At 67.3% G+C, this 18,893-nt stretch carries 19 protein-coding genes; 14 read left to right on the forward strand and 5 right to left on the reverse strand.

All coding sequences use genetic code 11. From position 1 onward, the window contains the following. Positions 1-7: 7 nt before the first annotated feature. The 8 genes from L0984_RS13970 (at position 8) to L0984_RS14005 (ending at position 10,720) form a co-directional block, all read left to right on the forward strand. Complete coding sequence (locus L0984_RS13970; RefSeq protein WP_234194408.1) at positions 8-1,141, forward strand: YbfB/YjiJ family MFS transporter; 1,134 nt, start codon at positions 8-10, stop codon at positions 1,139-1,141. 317 nt (positions 1,142-1,458) lie between these two features. Then, positions 1,459-2,073 (forward strand): ribosome maturation factor RimP, encoded by a 615-nt coding sequence (gene rimP / locus L0984_RS13975; protein WP_114804129.1) that lies wholly within the window; start codon positions 1,459-1,461, stop codon positions 2,071-2,073. Positions 2,074-2,098: 25 nt separating this feature from the next. Continuing rightward, a complete protein-coding gene (gene nusA / locus L0984_RS13980; RefSeq protein WP_234194228.1) occupies positions 2,099-3,586 on the forward strand; it encodes a transcription termination factor NusA in 1,488 nt (495 codons plus the stop codon). 23 nt (positions 3,587-3,609) lie between these two features. Further along, complete coding sequence (infB, locus tag L0984_RS13985) at positions 3,610-6,600, forward strand: translation initiation factor IF-2 (protein ID WP_234194229.1); 2,991 nt, start codon at positions 3,610-3,612, stop codon at positions 6,598-6,600. Positions 6,601-6,624: 24 nt separating this feature from the next. Then, the gene (gene rbfA, locus L0984_RS13990; RefSeq protein WP_114804132.1) at positions 6,625-6,996 is read left to right on the forward strand and encodes a 30S ribosome-binding factor RbfA; all 372 of its coding nucleotides are present in this window, start codon (positions 6,625-6,627) and stop codon (positions 6,994-6,996) included. 4 nt (positions 6,997-7,000) lie between these two features. After that, positions 7,001-7,993 (forward strand): tRNA pseudouridine(55) synthase TruB, encoded by a 993-nt coding sequence (truB, locus tag L0984_RS13995; RefSeq protein WP_234194230.1) that lies wholly within the window; start codon positions 7,001-7,003, stop codon positions 7,991-7,993. Next, complete coding sequence (gene typA, locus L0984_RS14000) at positions 7,990-9,816, forward strand: translational GTPase TypA (protein WP_234194231.1); 1,827 nt, start codon at positions 7,990-7,992, stop codon at positions 9,814-9,816. Before truB ends, typA begins: the two co-directional genes overlap by 4 nt. Next, complete coding sequence (locus L0984_RS14005) at positions 9,785-10,720, forward strand: DMT family transporter (protein WP_370645975.1); 936 nt, start codon at positions 9,785-9,787, stop codon at positions 10,718-10,720. Before typA ends, L0984_RS14005 begins: the two co-directional genes overlap by 32 nt. A gap of 116 nt (positions 10,721-10,836) precedes the next feature. On the opposite strand, the gene L0984_RS14010 is transcribed toward L0984_RS14005, so the two are convergent. The 4 genes from L0984_RS14010 to smpB all read right to left on the reverse strand — a co-directional run bounded on the left by L0984_RS14010 (position 10,837) and on the right by smpB (position 13,199). Then, complete coding sequence (locus tag L0984_RS14010) at positions 10,837-11,238, reverse strand: COG4315 family predicted lipoprotein (protein WP_017756943.1); 402 nt, start codon at positions 11,236-11,238, stop codon at positions 10,837-10,839. Positions 11,239-11,331: 93 nt separating this feature from the next. Next, a complete protein-coding gene (locus L0984_RS14015; RefSeq protein ID WP_234194232.1) occupies positions 11,332-12,063 on the reverse strand; it encodes an anti-sigma factor family protein in 732 nt (243 codons plus the stop codon). A 16-nt stretch (positions 12,064-12,079) separates the two neighbouring features. Continuing rightward, positions 12,080-12,604, reverse strand: a complete 525-nt coding sequence (locus tag L0984_RS14020) for a sigma-70 family RNA polymerase sigma factor (RefSeq protein WP_234194233.1) — start codon at positions 12,602-12,604, stop codon at positions 12,080-12,082. A gap of 115 nt (positions 12,605-12,719) precedes the next feature. Continuing rightward, a complete protein-coding gene (gene smpB / locus L0984_RS14025) occupies positions 12,720-13,199 on the reverse strand; it encodes an SsrA-binding protein SmpB (protein WP_017756946.1) in 480 nt (159 codons plus the stop codon). Between the two features lie 62 nt (positions 13,200-13,261). Between smpB and L0984_RS14030 the strand changes: the two genes are divergently transcribed. Together L0984_RS14030 and L0984_RS14035 are read left to right on the forward strand one after the other, a co-directional pair. Beyond that, a complete protein-coding gene (locus L0984_RS14030) occupies positions 13,262-13,720 on the forward strand; it encodes a type II toxin-antitoxin system RatA family toxin (RefSeq protein WP_234194234.1) in 459 nt (152 codons plus the stop codon). Further along, positions 13,717-14,046, forward strand: a complete 330-nt coding sequence (locus L0984_RS14035) for an RnfH family protein (protein WP_234194235.1) — start codon at positions 13,717-13,719, stop codon at positions 14,044-14,046. The genes L0984_RS14030 and L0984_RS14035 overlap by 4 nt, the downstream gene beginning before the upstream one ends. 67 nt (positions 14,047-14,113) lie before the next feature. Here the strand turns inward: L0984_RS14035 and L0984_RS14040 are convergent, their stop codons facing one another. Further along, positions 14,114-14,608 (reverse strand): DUF4124 domain-containing protein, encoded by a 495-nt coding sequence (locus tag L0984_RS14040; RefSeq protein ID WP_234194236.1) that lies wholly within the window; start codon positions 14,606-14,608, stop codon positions 14,114-14,116. Between the two features lie 59 nt (positions 14,609-14,667). Here L0984_RS14040 and guaB point away from each other — a divergent pair, with 59 nt between their 5' ends. From guaB to guaA, 4 genes are all read left to right on the forward strand, one after another. After that, positions 14,668-16,134 (forward strand): IMP dehydrogenase, encoded by a 1,467-nt coding sequence (guaB, locus tag L0984_RS14045; RefSeq protein ID WP_234194237.1) that lies wholly within the window; start codon positions 14,668-14,670, stop codon positions 16,132-16,134. 97 nt (positions 16,135-16,231) lie between these two features. Continuing rightward, on the forward strand, positions 16,232-16,576 hold the full coding sequence (locus tag L0984_RS14050; protein ID WP_234194238.1) for a type II toxin-antitoxin system Phd/YefM family antitoxin: 345 nt from the start codon (positions 16,232-16,234) through the stop codon (positions 16,574-16,576). Next, positions 16,563-16,979: a type II toxin-antitoxin system VapC family toxin gene (locus tag L0984_RS14055; RefSeq protein WP_234194239.1), complete on the forward strand. Its 417-nt coding sequence runs from the start codon at positions 16,563-16,565 to the stop codon at positions 16,977-16,979. The genes L0984_RS14050 and L0984_RS14055 overlap by 14 nt, the downstream gene beginning before the upstream one ends. A 44-nt stretch (positions 16,980-17,023) precedes the next feature. Beyond that, positions 17,024-18,643: a glutamine-hydrolyzing GMP synthase gene (gene guaA, locus L0984_RS14060; protein ID WP_234194240.1), complete on the forward strand. Its 1,620-nt coding sequence runs from the start codon at positions 17,024-17,026 to the stop codon at positions 18,641-18,643. Positions 18,644-18,893 lie beyond the last annotated feature (250 nt).

Genomic DNA, 18,893 nt, shown 5'->3' on the forward strand with positions numbered 1-18,893 from the left:
GGGTTGCATGGTGGCGCTGGCGGTCGCCATGGGTCTGGGCCGTTTCGCCTTCACGCCCATGCTGCCGGTCATGCTCGGCGAGGGACAGATCGACCTGCAAGCGGGCGGCGTGTTGGCCTCGCTCAACTACCTGGGCTATTTCCTCGGCGCCTTGTCCAGCGCCTGGCTGCGCGCCCCTGCGCGTACGCTGGTTCGCGGGGGGTTGGTGGCCACGGCCGCGCTGCTGGTCGGCATGGGGTTGCTGCATGGCTTTGCCTCCTGGGCCACCTTGCGCACGGCGGCCGGGCTCGCGAGCGCCTGGGTCTTCGTCTTTGCCAGCGGATGGGGTGCGCGCCGCCTGGCCGAGGCGCATGCGCCCGGACTGGGGGGCGTCATCTATGCGGGGCCGGGCCTGGGGATTGCGATCACGGGCTTCCTGGGTGGGCCGGCAGGGCGGTGGGGTGCTTCGATCGCCTGGTGCGTGTATGGCGTGCTGGCCCTGGCCTTGATTGCGCTGGTCTGGCGCGTTTTCGACGATGGGCGCGAGGGAGTGCCTGCTTCCGCAGCGGCTTCGTCCACGCCGCCCGCCTCGGGCGGCGGCGCCGAGGCGGGTTGGCTGGTCGGGCTGTATGGGTTGGCCGGCTTCGGCTACATCATCACGGCGACCTTCCTGCCGGTCATCGCCCGGCAGGCGTTGCCGGGCTCGACCTGGCCCGACCTGTTCTGGCCGCTGTTCGGCTTGGCCGTGGTGCCGGGGGTGCTGATCGGCGGCCGGGCACCGCAGCATTGGGACAACCGGTTGCTGCTCGCCAGTGGCTATGTCATGCAGGCGCTGGGTGTCCTGCTGTCGGTGACGTGGCCGACGATCACGGGCTTTGCGGTCGGCAGCATGCTCCTGGGCCTGCCCTTCACCGCGATCACCCTGTTCGCCGTGCGGGAGGCGCGCCGGTTGCGCGGCAATGCCGCGGCCGGACTGATCGGCTATGCCACGGCCGCCTACGGCCTGGGACAGATCGTGGGGCCGCTCTTCGCCGCGCCGGTGGCGCAGCGCTGGGGCAGCTTTGCGCCGGCGCTGTGGGTAGCCGCGGCAGCGCTGATGCTGGGAGCTTTGCTGTTCGTGATCGTCTGGCACCGCACTGCATCCAAGGGGCGAGGGCGCTGAATCCGGCGCGCTCGGTATGGCGAGGAATGCGAAAGGAAAGAGTGGCCATTCGGGCTCCCATTTGCCTTTCTGCGTGAGTCTTGGCCGCTCCTGCTGAGCAGCAGGTGCAATTGCGACACAAATTCCCTATAATCGGAGGCTCACGACCAAACGGGCGGGTACTCACCGCCCTTTTTTTTTGGTTGTCCCCCCTTCTTCGCCGCCTCGGGTACTTGATGTTCAGGCCCGCCGGATGCACTGCCGTCCGGCAGGCCTTCGGTTCTGGTGCGGCAGCAAAGATCGGCCAGGGCTCTCAGTCAGAAGGACGCACGCGAACGGTGGCATTGCAGCAGACGGTAGAAAAAACGGTAGCCCAGACAGTGACTGGGCTGGGTTACGACCTGGTCGAGATCGAGCGCTCGGCCGGTGGATTGCTGCGTGTCACGATCGATCTGCCCTGGGCGGGCCCCGTTGCCGAAGGTGTTGAAGAAGCCTTCGTGACCGTCGAGGACTGCGAGAAGGTCACTCGCCAGTTGCAATACACCCTCGAGGTCGAAGGCGTCGACTACCAGCGGCTCGAGGTCTCCTCGCCCGGCATCGATCGTCCCCTTCGCCACGACCGCGATTTCGAGCGTTTCGCGGGCGAGGTCATCGACATCGTGCTCAAGGCGCCCATGGGCCAGGCAGCCGCCGGCCAGGTCAGCGCCAACCGCAAGAAGTTCCGCGGCACGCTCGAGCGCGTGGAGGCCGCTGACGGCAGCCATGGCTGGCAGATCGTCTGGAGCGACGAGCCCACGCCCGCCAAGCCGGGCCAGAAGATCAGCAAGAAGCGCGCGCCCGCCACGCTGCAGGCGCTGGGTTTCACCCTGGACGAGTTGCGCGAGGCGCGACTCGCCCCCATCGTGGATTTCAAGGGGCGCAAGCCCAAGAGCGGCGCGGCGACGCCGCAGTGACAAGAACGAACAGTAGGGTCATCGAATGAATCGCGAAATGTTGATGCTGGTGGATGCGATCTCGCGCGAGAAGAACGTCGAGCGCGACGTCGTCTTCGCCGCCGTGGAATCCGCCCTGGCACAGGCGACCAAGAAGCTGTATCCGGGCGATGTGGACATCCGTGTGGCCATCGACCGCGACACCGGCGCCTATGAAACCTTCCGCCGCTGGCACGTCGTGCCCGACGAGGCCGGCCTGCAGCTGCCCGACCAGGAGATCCTGCTGTTCGAAGCCAAGGAAGAAGTGGCCGACATCCAGGTCGACGAGTACATCGAGGAGCCCGTCGAATCGCTGCCCATCGGCCGCATCGGCGCCATGGCCGCCAAGCAGGTCATCCTGCAGAAGATCCGCGACGCCGAACGCGAGATGCTGCTCAACGACTTCATGTCGCGCGGCGAGCGCATCTTCACCGGCACCGTCAAGCGCATGGACAAGGGCGACATCATCGTCGAGTCCGGCCGGGTCGAAGGCCGCCTGCGCCGCGGCGAGATGATCCCCAAGGAAAACCTGCGCAATGGCGACCGCGTGCGGGCCATGATCATGGAGGTCGACCTGACGCTGCGCGGCGCGCCGATCATCCTGTCGCGCTCGGCGCCCGAGTTCATGATCGAGCTCTTCCGCAACGAAGTGCCCGAGATCGAGCAGGGCCTGCTCGAGATCAAGAGCTGCGCCCGCGACCCCGGCAGCCGCGCCAAGATCGCCGTGCTCAGCCACGACAAGCGCGTCGACCCCATCGGTACCTGCGTCGGCGTGCGCGGCACCCGCGTCAACGCCGTGACCAACGAGCTCGCCGGCGAGCGCGTGGACATCGTGCTGTGGTCGGAGGATCCGGCCCAGTTCGTCATCGGCGCGCTGGCCCCGGCCAACGTGCAGTCCATCGTGGTCGATGAAGAGAAGCACGCCATGGACGTGGTGGTCGACGAGGAGAACCTCGCCATCGCCATCGGTCGCGGCGGCCAGAACGTGCGGCTCGCCTCCGAGCTCACGGGCTGGAAGATCAACATCATGGACGCGAACGAATCGGCCCAGAAACAGGCCGAGGAAACCGCCGTCACGCGCCAGCTCTTCATGGAGAAGCTGGACGTCGATGAAGAAATCGCCGACATCCTGATCCAGGAAGGCTTCTCCAGCCTGGAAGAGGTGGCCTACGTGCCCATCGCCGAGATGCTCGAGATCGAGGCGTTCGACGAAGATACCGTCAACGAACTGCGCGCCCGTGCCAAGGACGTGCTGCTCACGATGGAGATCGCCCGCGAGGAGAAGGTGGAGGCCGTGTCGCAGAACCTGCGCGACCTGGAAGGCCTGACGCCCGAACTGATCGGCAAGCTGGCGGAAGCCGGCATCCACACCCGCGACGACCTGGCCGACCTCGCCGTCGACGAACTCACCGAAATCACCGGCCAGACCGCCGACGAAGCAAAGTCCCTCATCCTCAAGGCACGCGAACATTGGTTCGACGGCGCGCAAGAGTGATGTGATGGGAGGCACCAGATCCTATGTCCAGCACTACCGTTGCAGAGTTCGCACAAGAACTCAAGAAGACGCCCGAAACCTTGCTTGACCAACTCCGCAGCGCCGGCGTGGCCAAGTCTGCCGCTTCGGATGCCCTCACCGAGGGCGACAAGCAGCGCCTGCTCAGCCACCTCAAGGCGAGCCATGGCACTGCCGCGCCGCCTGAGCGCAAGAAGATCACGCTGACCAAGAAATCGACCAGCGAAATCAAGCAGGCCGACGCTCTGGGCCGTGCGCGCACGATCCAGGTGGAGGTGCGCAAGAAGCGCACCTTCATGCAGCGCGACGATGCGCCGGTCGACAACGCCGCCGCGCAGCAGGAGGAAGAGGCCGAACTCGCCCGCCGTGCGGCCGAGCTGGCCCGCCGCGAGGAGGAGGCCCGTCAGGCCGCCGAGGCCTTGCGCCGGCAGGAAGAGGAACTCGCCCGGCAGCGCGCCGAGCGTGAGGCGGCCGAGGCTGCCGAGCGCGAGCGCCAGGCAAGAGAAGACGCCGAAGAGGCGGCTGCCCGTGCCAAGGCCGATGCCGTGGACGCCGTGGACCGTACCCGCCGCGATCGCGAGGTGCAGGTCGAGCGTGCGCGTGCCGAGGCTGCCGCGCTGAACGCCGCTGCGCACCAGGCCCGCGTGGCGTCGTCACCCAGCGCCCGCGCCCAGGCCGAAGCCGATGCCGCCGCCGCCGCCAAGGCCAGCGCCGACAAGGTCGCTGCCGACCGCGCCGCGGCCGAGAAGGCCCGCGAGGATGCCAAGGAAGAAGCCCGCGCCAAGGCCGCCGCCGAATCCAAGGCCGCCGCCGACGCCGAGGCCGCCCGTGCCCGCGACCTGGACGAACGCCGCCGCAAGGCCCTGGCCGAGGCCGAAGCCATCCGCCAGATGATGAACGCGCCCAAGCGCGTGCTCGTGGCCAAGAAGGAAGAGCCGAAGCCCTTCGAGGCCAAGCCGGCCGTCAAGGGCACGCTGCACAAGCCAGCCACCGGCACCGGCACGCGTCCTGCTGGCACGACGGCCGCCCCGGCTGCCGCTCCTGGCGCCGGCAAGGAAGTCAAGTCGGCCAAGCTGTCCTCCAGCTGGGCGAACGACAACGCCAAGAAGAAGGAAATCAAGACCCGCGGCGATGCCAGCGGCGGCGTGGGCCGCAACAACTGGCGCAGCGGGCCCCGCAGCCGCCGTGGCGGCGGTGATCGCGACGACGCGCCGCAGCAGTCGGCACCGGTCGAGCAGCGCATCATCGAAGTGCACGTGCCCGAGACGATCACCGTCTCCGAACTCGCGCACAAGATGGCCATCAAGGCGTCCGAGGTGATCAAGCAGCTGATGAAGCTGGGCCAGATGGCGACCATCAACCAGTCGCTGGACCAGGACACGGCCATGATCCTCGTCGAGGAAATGGGCCACAAGGCCGTCGTGGCCGCGCTGGACGATCCCGAAGCCTTCACCGAGGAAGAAGTGCAGGCCGCAGCGGCCGACGCGCTGCCGCGGGCACCGGTGGTCACCGTCATGGGTCACGTCGACCACGGCAAGACCTCGCTGCTGGACCGCATCCGCACCACCAAGGTGGCGGCGGGCGAGGCCGGCGGCATCACGCAGCACATCGGCGCCTACCACGTCGAGACGCCGCGCGGCATGGTGTCCTTCCTGGACACCCCGGGCCACGAGGCCTTCACGGCCATGCGTGCCCGTGGTGCGCAGGCCACCGACATCGTCATCCTGGTGGTGGCGGCGGACGACGGCGTGATGCCGCAGACCAAGGAAGCCATCAAGCACGCCAAGGCGGCGAAGGTGCCGATCGTGGTCGCGATCAACAAGATCGACAAGCCCGACGCCAACTCTGAGCGCGTGCGCAGCGAACTGGTGGCCGAAGAGGTGGTGCCGGAAGAATTCGGCGGCGACTCGCCCTTCGTCGAGGTCTCGGCCAAGACGGGCAAGGGCATCGACGAGCTTCTGGAGCAGGTGCTGCTGCAGGCCGAAGTGCTGGAACTCAAGGCGCCGGTGGATGCCGCGGCCAAGGGCCTGGTGATCGAAGCCCAGCTGGACAAGGGCCGCGGCCCGGTGGCCACGGTGCTGGTGCAGTCCGGCACGCTGAAGGTGGGCGACGTGGTGCTGGCCGGTGCGACCTTCGGCCGCGTCCGTGCGATGACCGACGAGGACGGCAAGAACACCAAGTCGGCCGGTCCCTCCATCCCGGTGGAGATCCAGGGTCTGACCGAGGTGCCGCAGGCCGGCGACGATTTCATGGTCATGGCCGACGAGCGCCGTGCCCGCGAGATCGCGACCTACCGCGCGGGCAAGTTCCGCAACACCAAGCTGGCGCGCCAGCAGGCCGCCAAGCTGGAGAACATGTTCTCCGAGATGACGGCCGGCGAGGTCAAGACGCTGCCGATCATCATCAAGGCAGACGTGCAGGGTTCGCAGGAAGCGCTGTCGCAGTCGCTGCTCAAGCTGAGCAACGAAGAAGTGCGCGTGCAGGTGGTGTACGCCGGCGTCGGTGGCATCAGCGAGTCGGACGTCAACCTGGCGATCGCTTCCAAGGGCATCGTCATCGGCTTCAACGTGCGTGCCGATTCGGGCGCGCGCAAGCTGGCCGAAGGCAATGGCGTGGACATCAAGTACTACAGCATCATCTACGACGCCGTGGACGAGCTGAAGACGGCGATGGCCGGCATGCTGGCGCCCGAGCGTCGCGAAGAGGTCATCGGCCATGCCGAGATCCGCACGGTGTTCGTGGCCACGAAGATCGGTACGGTGGCGGGCTCGTATGTGCTGGACGGCGTGGTCAAGCGCGACGCCCACTTCCGCCTGCTGCGCGACAACGTGGTGATCTACACCGGCGAGCTCGATTCGCTCAAGCGCATGAAGGACGACGTCAAGGAAGTGCGCGAAGGCTTCGAGTGCGGTATCAAGCTCAAGAACTACAACGACATCCGCGAGGGTGATCAGCTGGAGCTCTTCGAGATCAAGGAAATCGCCCGGACGCTGTAAGCGCCGGTCAGAGGTCCCTACGCCATGCCAGCGAAGAAGTCATCCGTCCCCAACCGCGGCTTCAAGGTCGCGGACCAGATCCAGCGCGATCTGTCGGAACTGATCGCCCGCGAGTTGAAGGATCCGCGCGTGGGTATGGTCACCCTGCAGGCCGTCGAGGTCACGCCCGACTATGCCCACGCCAAGGTCTTCTTCAGCCTGCTGGTGGGTGATCCGCAGGAGACGCAGGAGGCCTTGAACCAGGCCGCCGGCTTCCTGCGCAACGGCCTGTTCAAGCGGCTGCACATCCACACCGTGCCGACGCTGCATTTTGTGTTCGACCGCACCACCGAGCGTGCGGCGGACATGAACGCCTTGATCGCCAAGGCGGTGTCTTCGCGCTCGAAAGAAGAGTAGACCGATGACGTCGCCATCCCGTGTCAGGGTGCAGCGGCGCCCTGTGCATGGGGTGTTGCTGCTCGACAAGCCGCTGGGCCTGTCCAGCAACCAGGCGCTGCAGAAGGCCAAATGGCTGCTGCGCGCCGAAAAGGCCGGCCATACCGGCACGCTGGATCCGCTCGCGACCGGCGTGCTGCCGCTGTGCTTCGGCGCCGCGACCAAGTTCAGCCAGCTGCATCTGGACGCCGACAAGTGCTACGAGACGACGGTCCGCCTGGGCCGCACGACGAGCACCTGCGATGCCGAGGGCGAGGTGACCAGCGAGCAGCCGGTCCATTGCACGGCCGAGCAGGTGGAGGCCGTGCTGGTGCGCTTTCGCGGACCTATCTCGCAGGTGCCGCCGATGCACAGTGCCCTGAAGAAGGACGGCAAGGCGCTCTACGAATACGCCCGGGAAGGCATCGTGCTGGAGCGCGAGCCGCGCGCGGTCGTGATCCATGCGCTGACGCTGCTCGAGGCTCAGCTGGAGGGGCCAGAGCCCTTCCTGCGCCTGGCGGTGCAGTGCTCCAAAGGCACCTACATCCGAACGCTGGGCGCTGACATCGGCGCGGCGCTGGGCTGCGGCGGCCACCTGACGGCCCTGCGCCGCACGCGCACCGGGCCCTTCTCGGCGCCGCAGTGCGTGTCGCTGCAGGCGCTGGAGGCCATGGACGACGTGCAGCGCCTGGAAGTGCTGCTGCCCACCGAAGCGCTCGTCGGCGGCCATGTGCCCGTCACGCTGGGCACGGAGGATGCTGGTCGCTTCCTGTCCGGCATGCGCCGGCGTGGCCACTGGCCCGATGCCGAGGCTGTGGCCGTCTTTGGCGCACAGCCCAAAGCCTTCCTGGGCAGTGCCCATGTAAAGGCCGGCGAATTGATTCCCGGGCGACTGCTGAGCCCGCTCGAAATCCAGCAGACCCTATTGCAAACCCATTCAAAGTCACTTGAGCCCTCGCAGGAGGTAACGACACCATGACCCGACAGATCCGCAACATCGCCATCATCGCCCACGTCGACCACGGCAAGACCACCATGGTGGACCAGCTGCTGCGCCAGTCCGGCACCTTTGCCGACCACGAGAAGGTGGTCGACACGGTGATGGACAACAACGCCATCGAAAAGGAACGGGGCATCACCATCCTGGCGAAGAACTGCGCCGTGAGCTGGAAGGGCACCCACATTAACATCGTCGACACCCCCGGCCACGCGGACTTCGGCGGCGAGGTCGAGCGGGCGCTGTCCATGGTGGACGGCGTGCTGCTGCTGATCGACGCGCAGGAAGGCCCGATGCCGCAGACGCGCTTCGTGACCAAGAAGGCGCTGGCCCTGGGCCTCAAGCCCATCGTCGTGGTCAACAAGGTGGACAAGCCCGGCGCCAACCCCGACAAGGTGGTGAACGCCGCCTTCGACCTGTTCGACAAGCTGGGCGCGACGGACGAGCAGCTCGACTTCCCCGTGGTGTACGCCTCGGGCATCAATGGCTGGTCCTCCCTGGAAGAGGGCGCACCGGGCGAGCAGTGGGGCCCCGACATGTCGGCCCTGTTCGACACCGTGCTCAAGCATGTGCCTTCGCAGAAGGGCGATCCGTCGGCGCCGCTGCAGCTGCAGATCTCGGCGCTGGACTTCTCCACCTTCGTGGGCCGCATCGGCGTGGGCCGCATCAGCCAGGGCACGCTCAAGCCCATGCAGGACGTGCTGGTGTGCGAAGGCCCGGACGGCAAGAGCTACAAGGGCCGCGTCAACCAGGTGCTGACCTTCCAGGGCCTGGACCGCGTGCAGGCCACCGAAGCGGGCCCGGGCGACATCGTGCTGATCAACGGCATCGCCGACATCGGCATCGGCGTGACGGTGACCGACCCGGCCAACCCGATGCCGCTGCCGATGCTCAAGGTGGACGAGCCCACCCTGACCATGAACTTCTGCGTCAACACCAGCCCGCTGGCCGGCCGCGAAGGCAAGTTCGTGACCAGCCGCCAGATCTGGGACCGCCTGCAGAAGGAACTGCAGCACAACGTCGCGCTGCGCGTGAACGAGACGGACGAGGAGGGCGTGTTCGAGGTCATGGGCCGCGGCGAACTGCACCTGACCATCCTGCTGGAGAACATGCGCCGCGAAGGCTATGAAATGGCCGTGTCCAAGCCGCGCGTGGTCTTCAAGACCGTCGACGGCGAGAAGCATGAGCCCATCGAGCTGGTGACGGCCGACATCGAGGAAGGCCACCAGGGCGGCGTGATGCAGGCCCTGGGCGAGCGCAAGGGCGAGCTGGTCAACATGGAGCCGGACGGTCGCGGCCGCGTGCGCCTGGAGTACCGCATTCCGGCGCGCGGCCTGATCGGCTTCACCAACGAGTTCCTGAACCTGACGCGCGGCTCGGGCCTCATCAGCAACATCTTCGACAGCTACGAGCCGCACAAGGGCGACATCGGCGGCCGCAAGAACGGTGTGCTGATCTCCATGGACGACGGTGAAATCTTCACCTACGCCCTGGGCAAGCTGGACGACCGTGGCCGCATGTTCGTGAAGGCGAACGATCCGGTGTACGAAGGCATGATCGTCGGCATCCACAGCCGCGACAACGACCTGGTGGTCAACGCCACGCGCACCAAGCAGCTGACCAACTTCCGCGTCAGCGGCAAGGAAGACGCGATCAAGATCACGCCGCCCATCGACCTGACGCTCGAATACGGGGTCGAGTTCATCGAGGACGACGAGTTGGTCGAGATCACGCCCAAGAGCATCCGCCTGCGCAAGCGCTTCCTGAAGGAACATGAGCGGAAGCGCGCCAGCCGCGAAGCCTGATCCTGCGCGCTCGGCGCGGCGCGGCCTGACGCATGGCCGCGCCGTGGCCCTGATGGTGCTGGTCACGCTCATGTGGGCGACGGCCGGCGTCGTCACCCGCCAGCTGGAGCGGGCGGCCAGCTTCGAGGTCACCTTCTGGCGCAGCTTCTTCACGCTGCTGGCCATGGTGCTGATCCTCGGTGCGTGGCGCGGGCGTGGTCTCTGGCGCAGCCTGCGCGAGGGCGGACGTCACCTCTGGATCTCCGGCGCCTGCTGGAGCGTGATGTTCACCGCCTTCATGGTGGCGCTCACGCTGACCACGACGGCCAACGTGCTGGTCACGCTGGCCACCGGGCCGCTGCTCGCGGCCCTGGCAGCGCGCCTCTTCATCGGCCACCGCCTGCCGGCGCGCACCTGGGCGGCCATTGCCGTGGCCGGTGCGGGCATCGCCTGGATGTATGGCGCGCAGATCGGCGACGACGGCGCGCTGGCGGGCACGCTGGTGGCCCTGTGCGTGCCCATCGCCGGGGCTTGCCACTGGACCAACGTGCAGCAGGCTCATGCCAGCGGGGCTGACGTCGATCTCCTGCCAGCCGTGCTCATCGGGGCTGCCATCTCGGCCGCCTGCACGCTGCCGCTGGCCTGGCCCTTCACGGCCAGCGGACGCGACCTGGCGCTGCTGGGCTTCCTGGGCGTGTTCCAGCTCGCCATTCCCTGCATGTTGTCGATGATGGCCGCGGGCGTGCTCAAGGCGCCCGAGGTGGCGCTGCTGGCCCTGCTGGAAGTGCTCTTCGGCATCGCACTCGCCTGGGTCGGGGCGGGCGAGGTGCCGGCGCCGACGGTGTTCAGCGGCGGCTTGCTGGTGATCGGTGCGCTGGTGGCCAACGAATGGCTGGGTTGGCGCGCAGCGCGTGGGCCGCGTTGATCCTCACTGGCGCGGTGTGAGCGCGCAGCAAAAGAAAAGGGGGCGGAATGCCCCCTTCGTGCTTTTGGCGCCCTGGTCGCCCTTCAAGTGCGACCACGGCGCTTCTCAGCCTCGTCTCAAGGACGGGCAACCTTCCACGCACCGTTGAGCATGCCTTCGCCGGTGCGGTCGCCCGGCTTGGCGTCCTTCGACCAGTAGTAGAGCGGCCAGCCGTTGTAGGCCCACTGCTTGCTGCCGTCATCGCGCATCACGATGGTGTAGCCGCCCATGGGCTTGGGATCGGCCGGGGCCATCAGCGGCGGCCAGTTGGTGGCGCACTGGGCATTGCACATCGACTTGCCGCTGTTCTGCGCATCGCGGGCGAAGGTGTAGAGCGTCTTGCCGTTCGGGCCGATCAGCACGCCGTCCACGGTGCGGGTGGGCATGTCGGGCGCCGGGGTGGTGGCGCAGCCGGCGAGCAGTGCGGCCAGTGCGAGGGCGGGCACGCCGATCAGGGTGGTCTTCTTCATGGCAATCATGCGGTTCTCCTGGTTGAACGAAAGACAGCGGGACGAGTGTAGGAAGGGGGGCGGGGCCTGGCGCGTAGGCGCAGGGCGAATTCGGTGCCTGCCTCACAGCTGCCCATGGACTGTTTGCGCCAGCGCAAGCAGGCGGTCGCGGCCGAGGGGCGCGCTCAGCGCATAGCCGAAGCCGTCGTCCACCCAATAGAAGGTCGACAGCTGTGGGCCGGCTTCGAAGCGGAAGGCGGCGCCCCTGGCTTCGGGTGTGCCGGCATCGAGCTGCCCGAGGTAGAGCGTCAGGCGCTGACCTTCGGCGTTCTGGTACATGAACTGCGCCCGCGCGCCCGCCGTGCCCGGCAGCAGGCGGCCGCCGACCAGCGCGTAGCCTTGCGATGCCAGGTCAGGCAGTTTCAGGGGCCGATCCAGCCGGCGCGACAGCCACTGCACCAGGTGCTGTTCCTCGGCGGCACCGACCTCGACCGGATGGCGCTTCTCGGGCACGTAGAGGCTGTAGGCCACGGCGGCTTCGCGGACGAAGCTGTGCAGGGGCGGCGCCTGGGTTGCGGCCATGGTGTGCCCGCCGGTGGCACCTTGCAGTCCATTGGCCGACCAGCCAGCGCCGAAGGCGAGCACGACGGCGGCGGCCATGCCGCTCCATCGCAGCGCCTGGGCTTGGCGACGCTTGCGCGCCACGGCTTCTTCGAATGCCTTGGCGGCGGCCAGGAGGCCGGGGGGCGGGGCTTCCTCCAGCACCGGCGCGTGAAGCTGCCGCAGCTGCTGGCGCAGGCGATCCCATTCCTCGTCAGGAGAATGGTGCGTTGGTGGCGGGGCGGGGCGGTTCATGGCGCGGGTCGTGGGCTCATTTGAGGCGCCGCAGGGCAGGGCGGCCGCTGGGGCCTGTGCCGGCACGCTCGGGCGGATGGCCGTCCATGAGCTGGCGCAGCCGCTCGCGGGCGCGGGACAGCCGCGACATCACAGTCCCGATGGGCACGCCGAGCACGCGGCCGATCTCGGCATAGGAGAGGTCTTCCAGCGCAGCCAGCAGCAGGACCGCACGCTGTTCGTCGGGCAGCAGCAACAGGCAGCGCTGGAGGTCGAGCGATCCGTCGGCTGCCGCGGACATGGCCGCGGGTTCCGCTTCCAGCGCGTCGATATCCACCGCAGGTGCCGGCGCCCGCCGCAGCTGGCTGGCGTGCAGGTTGTGCATCAGGGTGAACAGCCAGGCCCGCAGGTCGGTGCCCGGCGTCCACAGCGACCACTTGTGGCAGGCGCGTTCCAGCGTGTCCTGCACCAGGTCATCGGCGGCCCAGGCATCGCCCGTCAACGCGCGGGCGTAGCGCCGCAGGGCGGGGATCTGGCCGACGATGGCGTGGGAGGCGCTCATTGACTGCATGAACGCCAGCGCATCGCGGTTTATTCCAGGCGGGTCGAAAAAAATGTGTAGGCGCGGTGCCTACCCGCTGGATTCGCGCTGGCGCGCATCCGCCCGTCCGGCCGCCTCAGCGGTTGTGCACCTTGAGCGCCCGCTCGACCTCGCGTTTGCCTTCGCGGTCCTTGATGGTGTCGCGCTTGTCGTGCTCGGCCTTGCCCTTGGCCAGGGCGATCTCGCATTTGACCTTGCCGGCCTTCCAGTGCAGGTTGAGCGGCACCAGCGTGTAGCCCTTCTGCTCGACCTTGCCGGTCAGGCGTCGGATCTCTTCCTTGTGCAGCAGCAGCTTCTTGGTGCGGATGGCGTCGGGGTTGACGTGGGTCGATGCGCTCTTGAGGGGGTTGATCTGGCAGCCGACGATGAACATCTCGCCGTCGCGGATCATCACGTAGCCGTCGGTCAGTTGCACCTTGCCTTCGCGCAGTGCCTTGACCTCCCAGCCTTCGAGCACCATGCCGGCCTCGTGACGCTCCTCGAAGAAGTAGTTGTACGCCGCCTTCTTGTTGTCGGCGATACGGGGATTGGTGTTGTCCTGCTTTTTGTTGGCCATGTGGATTCCATTTGGGGGCGCATGGCATTCCTACAATCGGCCCGCACACACGTGCAGATTCTATGAAAAGTGTCCATAAGTCCGTCCTGATCTGGTACAGCGCCACCGAGATGTATGACCTGGTGACCGATGTGGCCCGCTACCCCGAGTTCCTTCCCTGGTGCGATCGGGCCCAGGTGATCGAGCAGGACGAGGCAGGCATGACGGCCGAAGTCGGCCTCGCCTTCGGCGGCATCCGCCAAAGCTTCACCACGCGCAACACCCATGTGCCCGGCCGCGAGGTGCAACTCAAGCTCGTCAAGGGGCCGTTCTCGCAACTCGAAGGCATCTGGAAGTTCGCCCCCGTCGGCCAGGAGGGTGAACGGGCCTGCCGCGTCACGCTGGACCTGAACTACGGCTTCGACAACTTCGCGCTGCAGGCGCTGGTGGGGCCGGTGTTCGACAAGATCGCATCGACGCTGGTCGAGGCTTTCGTCAAACGGGCCGAGCAGGTCTACGGCGAGGGCGGCCCGGCCGCATGATCGACATCGTCGTGTGCTGGTCTGCCGCGCCGCGACAGGTGGGCGAGCAGCGGTTGCAAGTTGCCGAAGGCTCGACGGTGCGCGAGGCGGCCGCCGCAAGCGCCGTGGGCGAGCAGTGGCCCGCCTGGGCCCATGAAGCCAGCCCTGGCATCTGGGGGCGAGCGGTGACCTGGGAGACGCCATTGCGTCCTGGAGACCGTGTCGAGCTGTGCCGGCCTCTGCTGGTGGACCCGAAGGTGGCGCGGCGCGAACGCTTTCAACGGCAAGGTTCGCGGACGGCCGGGCTGTTTGCCAAGCGACGGCAGGGCGCCAAGGCGGGCTACTGAGGCCCACGGGCTCGCGCTTCGCCCGCGCGGACGCCGATGCGCCGGTGGCGCATCCCTGCGGCGGACTTCAGCGCGCCACGCAATCGCTCTGGACCACGCCCTGCAGCCGTCGCTGTTCGCCCGCGCGTGCGGCGTCGTCCATGATCTCGCGTTCGCCCTGGCCATTGACGCGGGCAATCCGGATGCCGCTGTCGAGGGTGGCCAGCCCCTGGCGGGCGCGGGCGCAGTTGTCCTGCCTGGCCTTGGCGGCCTTGGCCTCGGCCTCTGCCCGCTTGGTCTTCTCGGCCTCTTCGGCCTGACGGGCCTTTTCTTCCAGAGCCCGGTCCACGCGTGGCGCGGAGGCGGGCGCAGCGGGGACGGGGGCCTGGGGCGCAGCCATCGCCGGCACGCTTGCGCCGCCGCCGCCTGCCGGCCGGCCGATGATGTTGCGCGCCGGAACATCCGCGGGCGGCGGGCGGTCGCTGAACACCTTGCGTCCGTTGCCATCGATCCATTGCCACTGGGCTTGGGCGGCCAGCGGCATTGCCAGCAGGGCCAACAGGACGCAGGTTGCGGGTCTCATCCGGCCAGTGTAGTGGCAGCAATGGCGGCTCGTTACAATCCGTCTTTTGGAGCTTCACCATGCGCCTTCTCGGCAAAGCGCTCACCTTCGACGATGTGTTGCTGGTGCCTGCGTTCTCCCAGGTCCTGCCCAAGGACGCCTCCCTCAAGACCCGCCTTTCCCGCAACATCCAGCTGAACCTGCCCCTGGTTTCGGCGGCGATGGACACCGTGACCGAAGCCCGCCTGGCGATTGCCATCGCCCAGGAAGGTGGCATCGGCATCGTGCACAAGAACCTCACGGCCCAGCAGCAGGCGGCCGAGGTGGCGAAGGTCAAGCGTTACGAATCCGGCGTGCTACGCGACCCGGTCGTGATCACGCCCCAGCACACGGTGCTGCAGGTGCTGCAGTTGTCGGAAGAGCTGGGCATTTCCGGATTCCCGGTGATCGACGGCGGCAAGGTCGTCGGCATCGTCACCGGCCGTGATCTGCGCTTCGAGACCCGCTACGACGTGCCGGTCACCGAGATCATGACGCCACGGGCCAAGCTCATCACGGTGAGCGAAGGCACCTCGCCCGCCGAGGCCAAGGCGCTGCTGAACAAGCACAAGCTCGAACGTCTGCTGGTCGTGGCCGATGACTTCGAGCTCAAGGGCCTGATCACCGTCAAGGACATCACCAAGCAGACCAGTTTTCCGAACGCCGCGCGCGACGCATCGGGCCGCTTGCGCGTGGGCGCGGCGGTGGGTGTGGGCGAAGGCACCGAGGAACGTGTCGAGGCCCTGGTCAAGGCCGGCGTGGACGCCATCGTGGTCGACACCGCCCACGGCCACAGCAAGGGCGTGATCGAGCGGGTGCGCTGGGTCAAGCAGAACTATCCGCAGGTCGATGTGATCGGCGGCAACATCGCCACCGGCGCGGCTGCCAAGGCGCTGGCCGAGGCGGGGGCCGATGCGGTCAAGGTCGGCATCGGCCCGGGTTCCATCTGCACCACGCGCATCGTGGCCGGCGTGGGCGTGCCGCAGATCATGGCCATCGACAACGTGGCCACAGCGCTGGGCGACAGCATTCCGCTGATCGCCGACGGCGGCATCCGCTACTCGGGCGACATCGCCAAGGCCATCGCGGCCGGCGCCAGCACCGTGATGATGGGCGGCATGTTTGCCGGCACCGAAGAGGCGCCGGGCGAGATCATCCTGTTCCAGGGCCGCAGCTACAAGAGCTATCGCGGGATGGGTTCCATCGGTGCGATGCAGCAGGGCAGCGCCGACCGCTACTTCCAGGAGTCGAGCACGGGCAACCCCAATGCTGACAAGCTGGTGCCCGAAGGCATCGAAGGCCGCGTTCCCTACAAGGGGTCGATGCTGTCCATCGTCTACCAGATGGCCGGCGGCCTGCGCGCCTCGATGGGGTACTGCGGTTGCGCCACCATCGACGAGATGAAGTCGAAGGCCGAGTTCGTCGAAATCACGGCGGCCGGCATCCGCGAAAGCCATGTGCACGATGTGCAGATCACCAAGGAAGCGCCCAACTACCGGGCCGAGTGATCCAGCTGCGTGCTAAAAAGGGCCAGATTGTTCTGGCCCTTTTTTCTTCGCCGGTTAGAATATGGTCCGAATTCTCCATAGACGGGCCAGATTCGACATGCACACCGTCCCCATCCACCAAGCCAAGAGCCAGCTTTCCGAACTGATCCGCGCCGTCGAGAACGGCGAGGAGGTCGTGCTGACGCGCCACGGCAAGCGGGTGATCCGGCTGATCAAGGAGCCCGAGTCGGTGCAGCCCAGCATCGAGGCGCGGCGCCAGGCCATCGTGGCAGAGCTGCAGGCCCTGCGCGCCAAGGTGGCCGCGACGGCAGTGGAGCAGGGCGCTGGCTTCGACCTGCTGTGGCAGCAGCACGAGGCCGCCCAGGCAGCGCGCACGGGGTCGTGGGTCAAGAGCGACCTTCCCACCGCCGAGCACCCGAAGGACGACGATGCTGGTCATTGACGCCTCGGCCTTCACCCGCTGGGCCTTCCCGGCCGAAGGCAGCGACCGCGTGTCGCAGGCGCTGATCCGCGTCATGACCGAGGAAGAAAGCGCCACCAGCGCCGCCACCTTCCCGCTCGATGTGCTCCAGGCCACCGGTTGCGCGCTGGCCACCGGCCGGTTCACGACGGCCGTCCACCAGCATGTGCTGCGGCTGCTGAGCCGGCTGCCGGTGGCCCTGGCGCCCATGCGCATCTCGCCGCTGGAGTTCTGGACCTGGGCGGAGTCGATGCAGCTCGGCCCTCACGATGCGGCCTACCTCAAGTTGGCCGTCGACCTCAAGGCGCCGCTGGTCACCATGGCGCCTGCGCTGCACCGCGCCTGCCTTCAACTGGACCATCCCGTCATCACCGACCTGACCTGACGCGGCGCCCACGCGGCCGCATCTCCCTTCTTTCGGAGCCCACCATGCAACACGACAAGATCCTCATCCTCGACTTCGGCTCGCAGGTCACGCAGCTGATCGCCCGCCGCGTGCGCGAAGCCCATGTGCTGAGCGAAGTGCATCCCTGCGATGTGACCGACGAATGGGTGCGCCAATACGCGGCCGATGGTTCGCTCAAGGGCGTGATCCTGTCGGGCAGCCATGCCAGCGTGTACGAAGAGACCACCGACAAGGCACCGCAGGCCGTCTTCGAACTGGGCGTGCCGGTGCTGGGCATCTGCTATGGCATGCAGACCATGGCGCACCAACTGGGCGGCAAGGTCGAGGGCGGCCACAAGCGCGAGTTCGGTTTCGCGGCCGTGCGCGCGCGTGGCCACACCGAGCTGCTGCGCGACATCGCCGACTTCACCACCGATGACGGCCACGGGATGCTCAACGTCTGGATGAGCCATGGCGACAAGGTGAGCGAGCTGCCGCCCGGCTTCAAGCTGATGGCCAGCACCGACAGTTGCCCGATAGCCGGCATGGCCGACGAGGCCCGCAAGTTCTATGCGGTGCAGTTCCACCCCGAGGTCACGCACACGCAGCAGGGCAAGGCGATCCTGGAGCGTTTCGTGCTCGGCATCTGCCAGGCCCAGCCCGACTGGGTCATGAAGGACCACATCGCCGAGGCGGTGGAGGCCATCCGTCAGCAGGTGGGCGACGAGGAAGTGATCCTGGGCCTGTCGGGCGGCGTCGACTCCTCCGTGGCTGCAGCGCTGATCCACCGCGCCATCGGCGACCAGCTCACCTGCGTCTTCGTCGACCACGGCCTGCTGCGCCTGGACGAGGGCAAGATGGTGATGGAGATGTTCTCCGGCAAGCTGCATGCGCGCGTCATCCACGTCGATGCCAGCGAGCAGTTCCTGGGCCATCTGCAGGGCGTGAGCGACCCGGAGCAGAAGCGCAAGATCATCGGCCGCGAGTTCGTGGAGGTCTTCAAGGCCGAGGCCGCCAAGCTCAAGGCCGGCACCGGCGGCCACAAGGGCGCGACCTTCCTGGCCCAGGGCACCATCTATCCGGACGTGATCGAGTCCGGCGGCGCCAAGAGCAAGAAGGCCGTCACCATCAAGAGCCACCACAACGTCGGCGGCCTGCCCGAACAGCTCGGCCTGAAGTTGCTGGAGCCCCTGCGCGACCTGTTCAAGGACGAGGTGCGCGAACTGGGCGTGGCGCTGGGCCTGCCGCCCGAGATGGTGTACCGCCATCCCTTCCCCGGCCCCGGCCTGGGCGTGCGCATCCTCGGCGAGGTAAAGAAGGAGTACGCCGACCTGCTGCGCCGTGCCGACGCGATCTTCATCGAGGAGCTGCGCAACTTCCGCGACGAGGCCACGGGCAAGAGCTGGTACGACCTTACCAGCCAGGCCTTCACCGTCTTCCTGCCGGTCAAGAGCGTGGGCGTGATGGGCGACGGCCGCACCTACGACTATGTGGTGGCCCTGCGCGCCGTGCAGACCAGTGACTTCATGACCGCCGACTGGGCCGAGCTGCCCTACGCGCTGCTCAAGAAGGTGTCGAGCCGCATCATCAACGAGGTGCGCGGCATCAACCGGGTGACCTACGACGTGTCGAGCAAGCCGCCGGCGACGATCGAGTGGGAGTGAAATCGGGTTCTTCGGAGACTATCGTCAGCTATCCAGAAGTCGTCGTAACGTGTTGATTCAGAAGCAAATATGTCACGGCAGCTATCGGAGCCTATCGCCGGCCAGCAGAACAAGTTGGCGGTAAAGCTGACGGTCAATTTCCGATCCGGTCTCAGACCCACTCATTGATGATCGGCGCTTTTTCCGTCTTGACGGTAAAAAGCACCTCCGGAACTCAGTATCCATGCGGGTTTCCGGGCATCGACAGGTT

Source organism: Pseudacidovorax sp. NFM-22 (assembly GCF_021401245.1).
Classification (GTDB): Bacteria; Pseudomonadota; Gammaproteobacteria; order Burkholderiales; family Burkholderiaceae_C; genus Xenophilus.

Excerpts from the sequence above, each read along its gene's own strand:
- guaA (WP_234194240.1), top strand. The coding sequence starts at position 17,024 with ATGCAACACGACAAGATCCTCATCCTCGACTTCGGCTCGCAGGTCACG.
- rbfA (WP_114804132.1), top strand. The coding sequence starts at position 6,625 with ATGCCAGCGAAGAAGTCATCCGTCCCCAACCGCGGCTTCAAGGTCGCG.
- typA (WP_234194231.1), top strand. The coding sequence starts at position 7,990 with ATGACCCGACAGATCCGCAACATCGCCATCATCGCCCACGTCGACCAC.
- L0984_RS14015 (WP_234194232.1), bottom strand. The coding sequence starts at position 12,063 with ATGAACCGCCCCGCCCCGCCACCAACGCACCATTCTCCTGACGAGGAA.
- L0984_RS14005 (WP_370645975.1), top strand. The coding sequence starts at position 9,785 with ATGAGCGGAAGCGCGCCAGCCGCGAAGCCTGATCCTGCGCGCTCGGCG.
- L0984_RS14040 (WP_234194236.1), bottom strand. The coding sequence starts at position 14,608 with ATGAGACCCGCAACCTGCGTCCTGTTGGCCCTGCTGGCAATGCCGCTG.
- smpB (WP_017756946.1), bottom strand. The coding sequence starts at position 13,199 with ATGGCCAACAAAAAGCAGGACAACACCAATCCCCGTATCGCCGACAAC.
- L0984_RS14055 (WP_234194239.1), top strand. The coding sequence starts at position 16,563 with ATGCTGGTCATTGACGCCTCGGCCTTCACCCGCTGGGCCTTCCCGGCC.
- L0984_RS14050 (WP_234194238.1), top strand. The coding sequence starts at position 16,232 with ATGCACACCGTCCCCATCCACCAAGCCAAGAGCCAGCTTTCCGAACTG.
- L0984_RS14020 (WP_234194233.1), bottom strand. The coding sequence starts at position 12,604 with ATGAGCGCCTCCCACGCCATCGTCGGCCAGATCCCCGCCCTGCGGCGC.
- L0984_RS13970 (WP_234194408.1), top strand. The coding sequence starts at position 8 with ATGGTGGCGCTGGCGGTCGCCATGGGTCTGGGCCGTTTCGCCTTCACG.
- guaB (WP_234194237.1), top strand. The coding sequence starts at position 14,668 with ATGCGCCTTCTCGGCAAAGCGCTCACCTTCGACGATGTGTTGCTGGTG.
- L0984_RS14010 (WP_017756943.1), bottom strand. The coding sequence starts at position 11,238 with ATGATTGCCATGAAGAAGACCACCCTGATCGGCGTGCCCGCCCTCGCA.
- L0984_RS14030 (WP_234194234.1), top strand. The coding sequence starts at position 13,262 with ATGAAAAGTGTCCATAAGTCCGTCCTGATCTGGTACAGCGCCACCGAG.
- truB (WP_234194230.1), top strand. The coding sequence starts at position 7,001 with ATGACGTCGCCATCCCGTGTCAGGGTGCAGCGGCGCCCTGTGCATGGG.
- L0984_RS14035 (WP_234194235.1), top strand. The coding sequence starts at position 13,717 with ATGATCGACATCGTCGTGTGCTGGTCTGCCGCGCCGCGACAGGTGGGC.
- nusA (WP_234194228.1), top strand. The coding sequence starts at position 2,099 with ATGAATCGCGAAATGTTGATGCTGGTGGATGCGATCTCGCGCGAGAAG.
- infB (WP_234194229.1), top strand. The coding sequence starts at position 3,610 with ATGTCCAGCACTACCGTTGCAGAGTTCGCACAAGAACTCAAGAAGACG.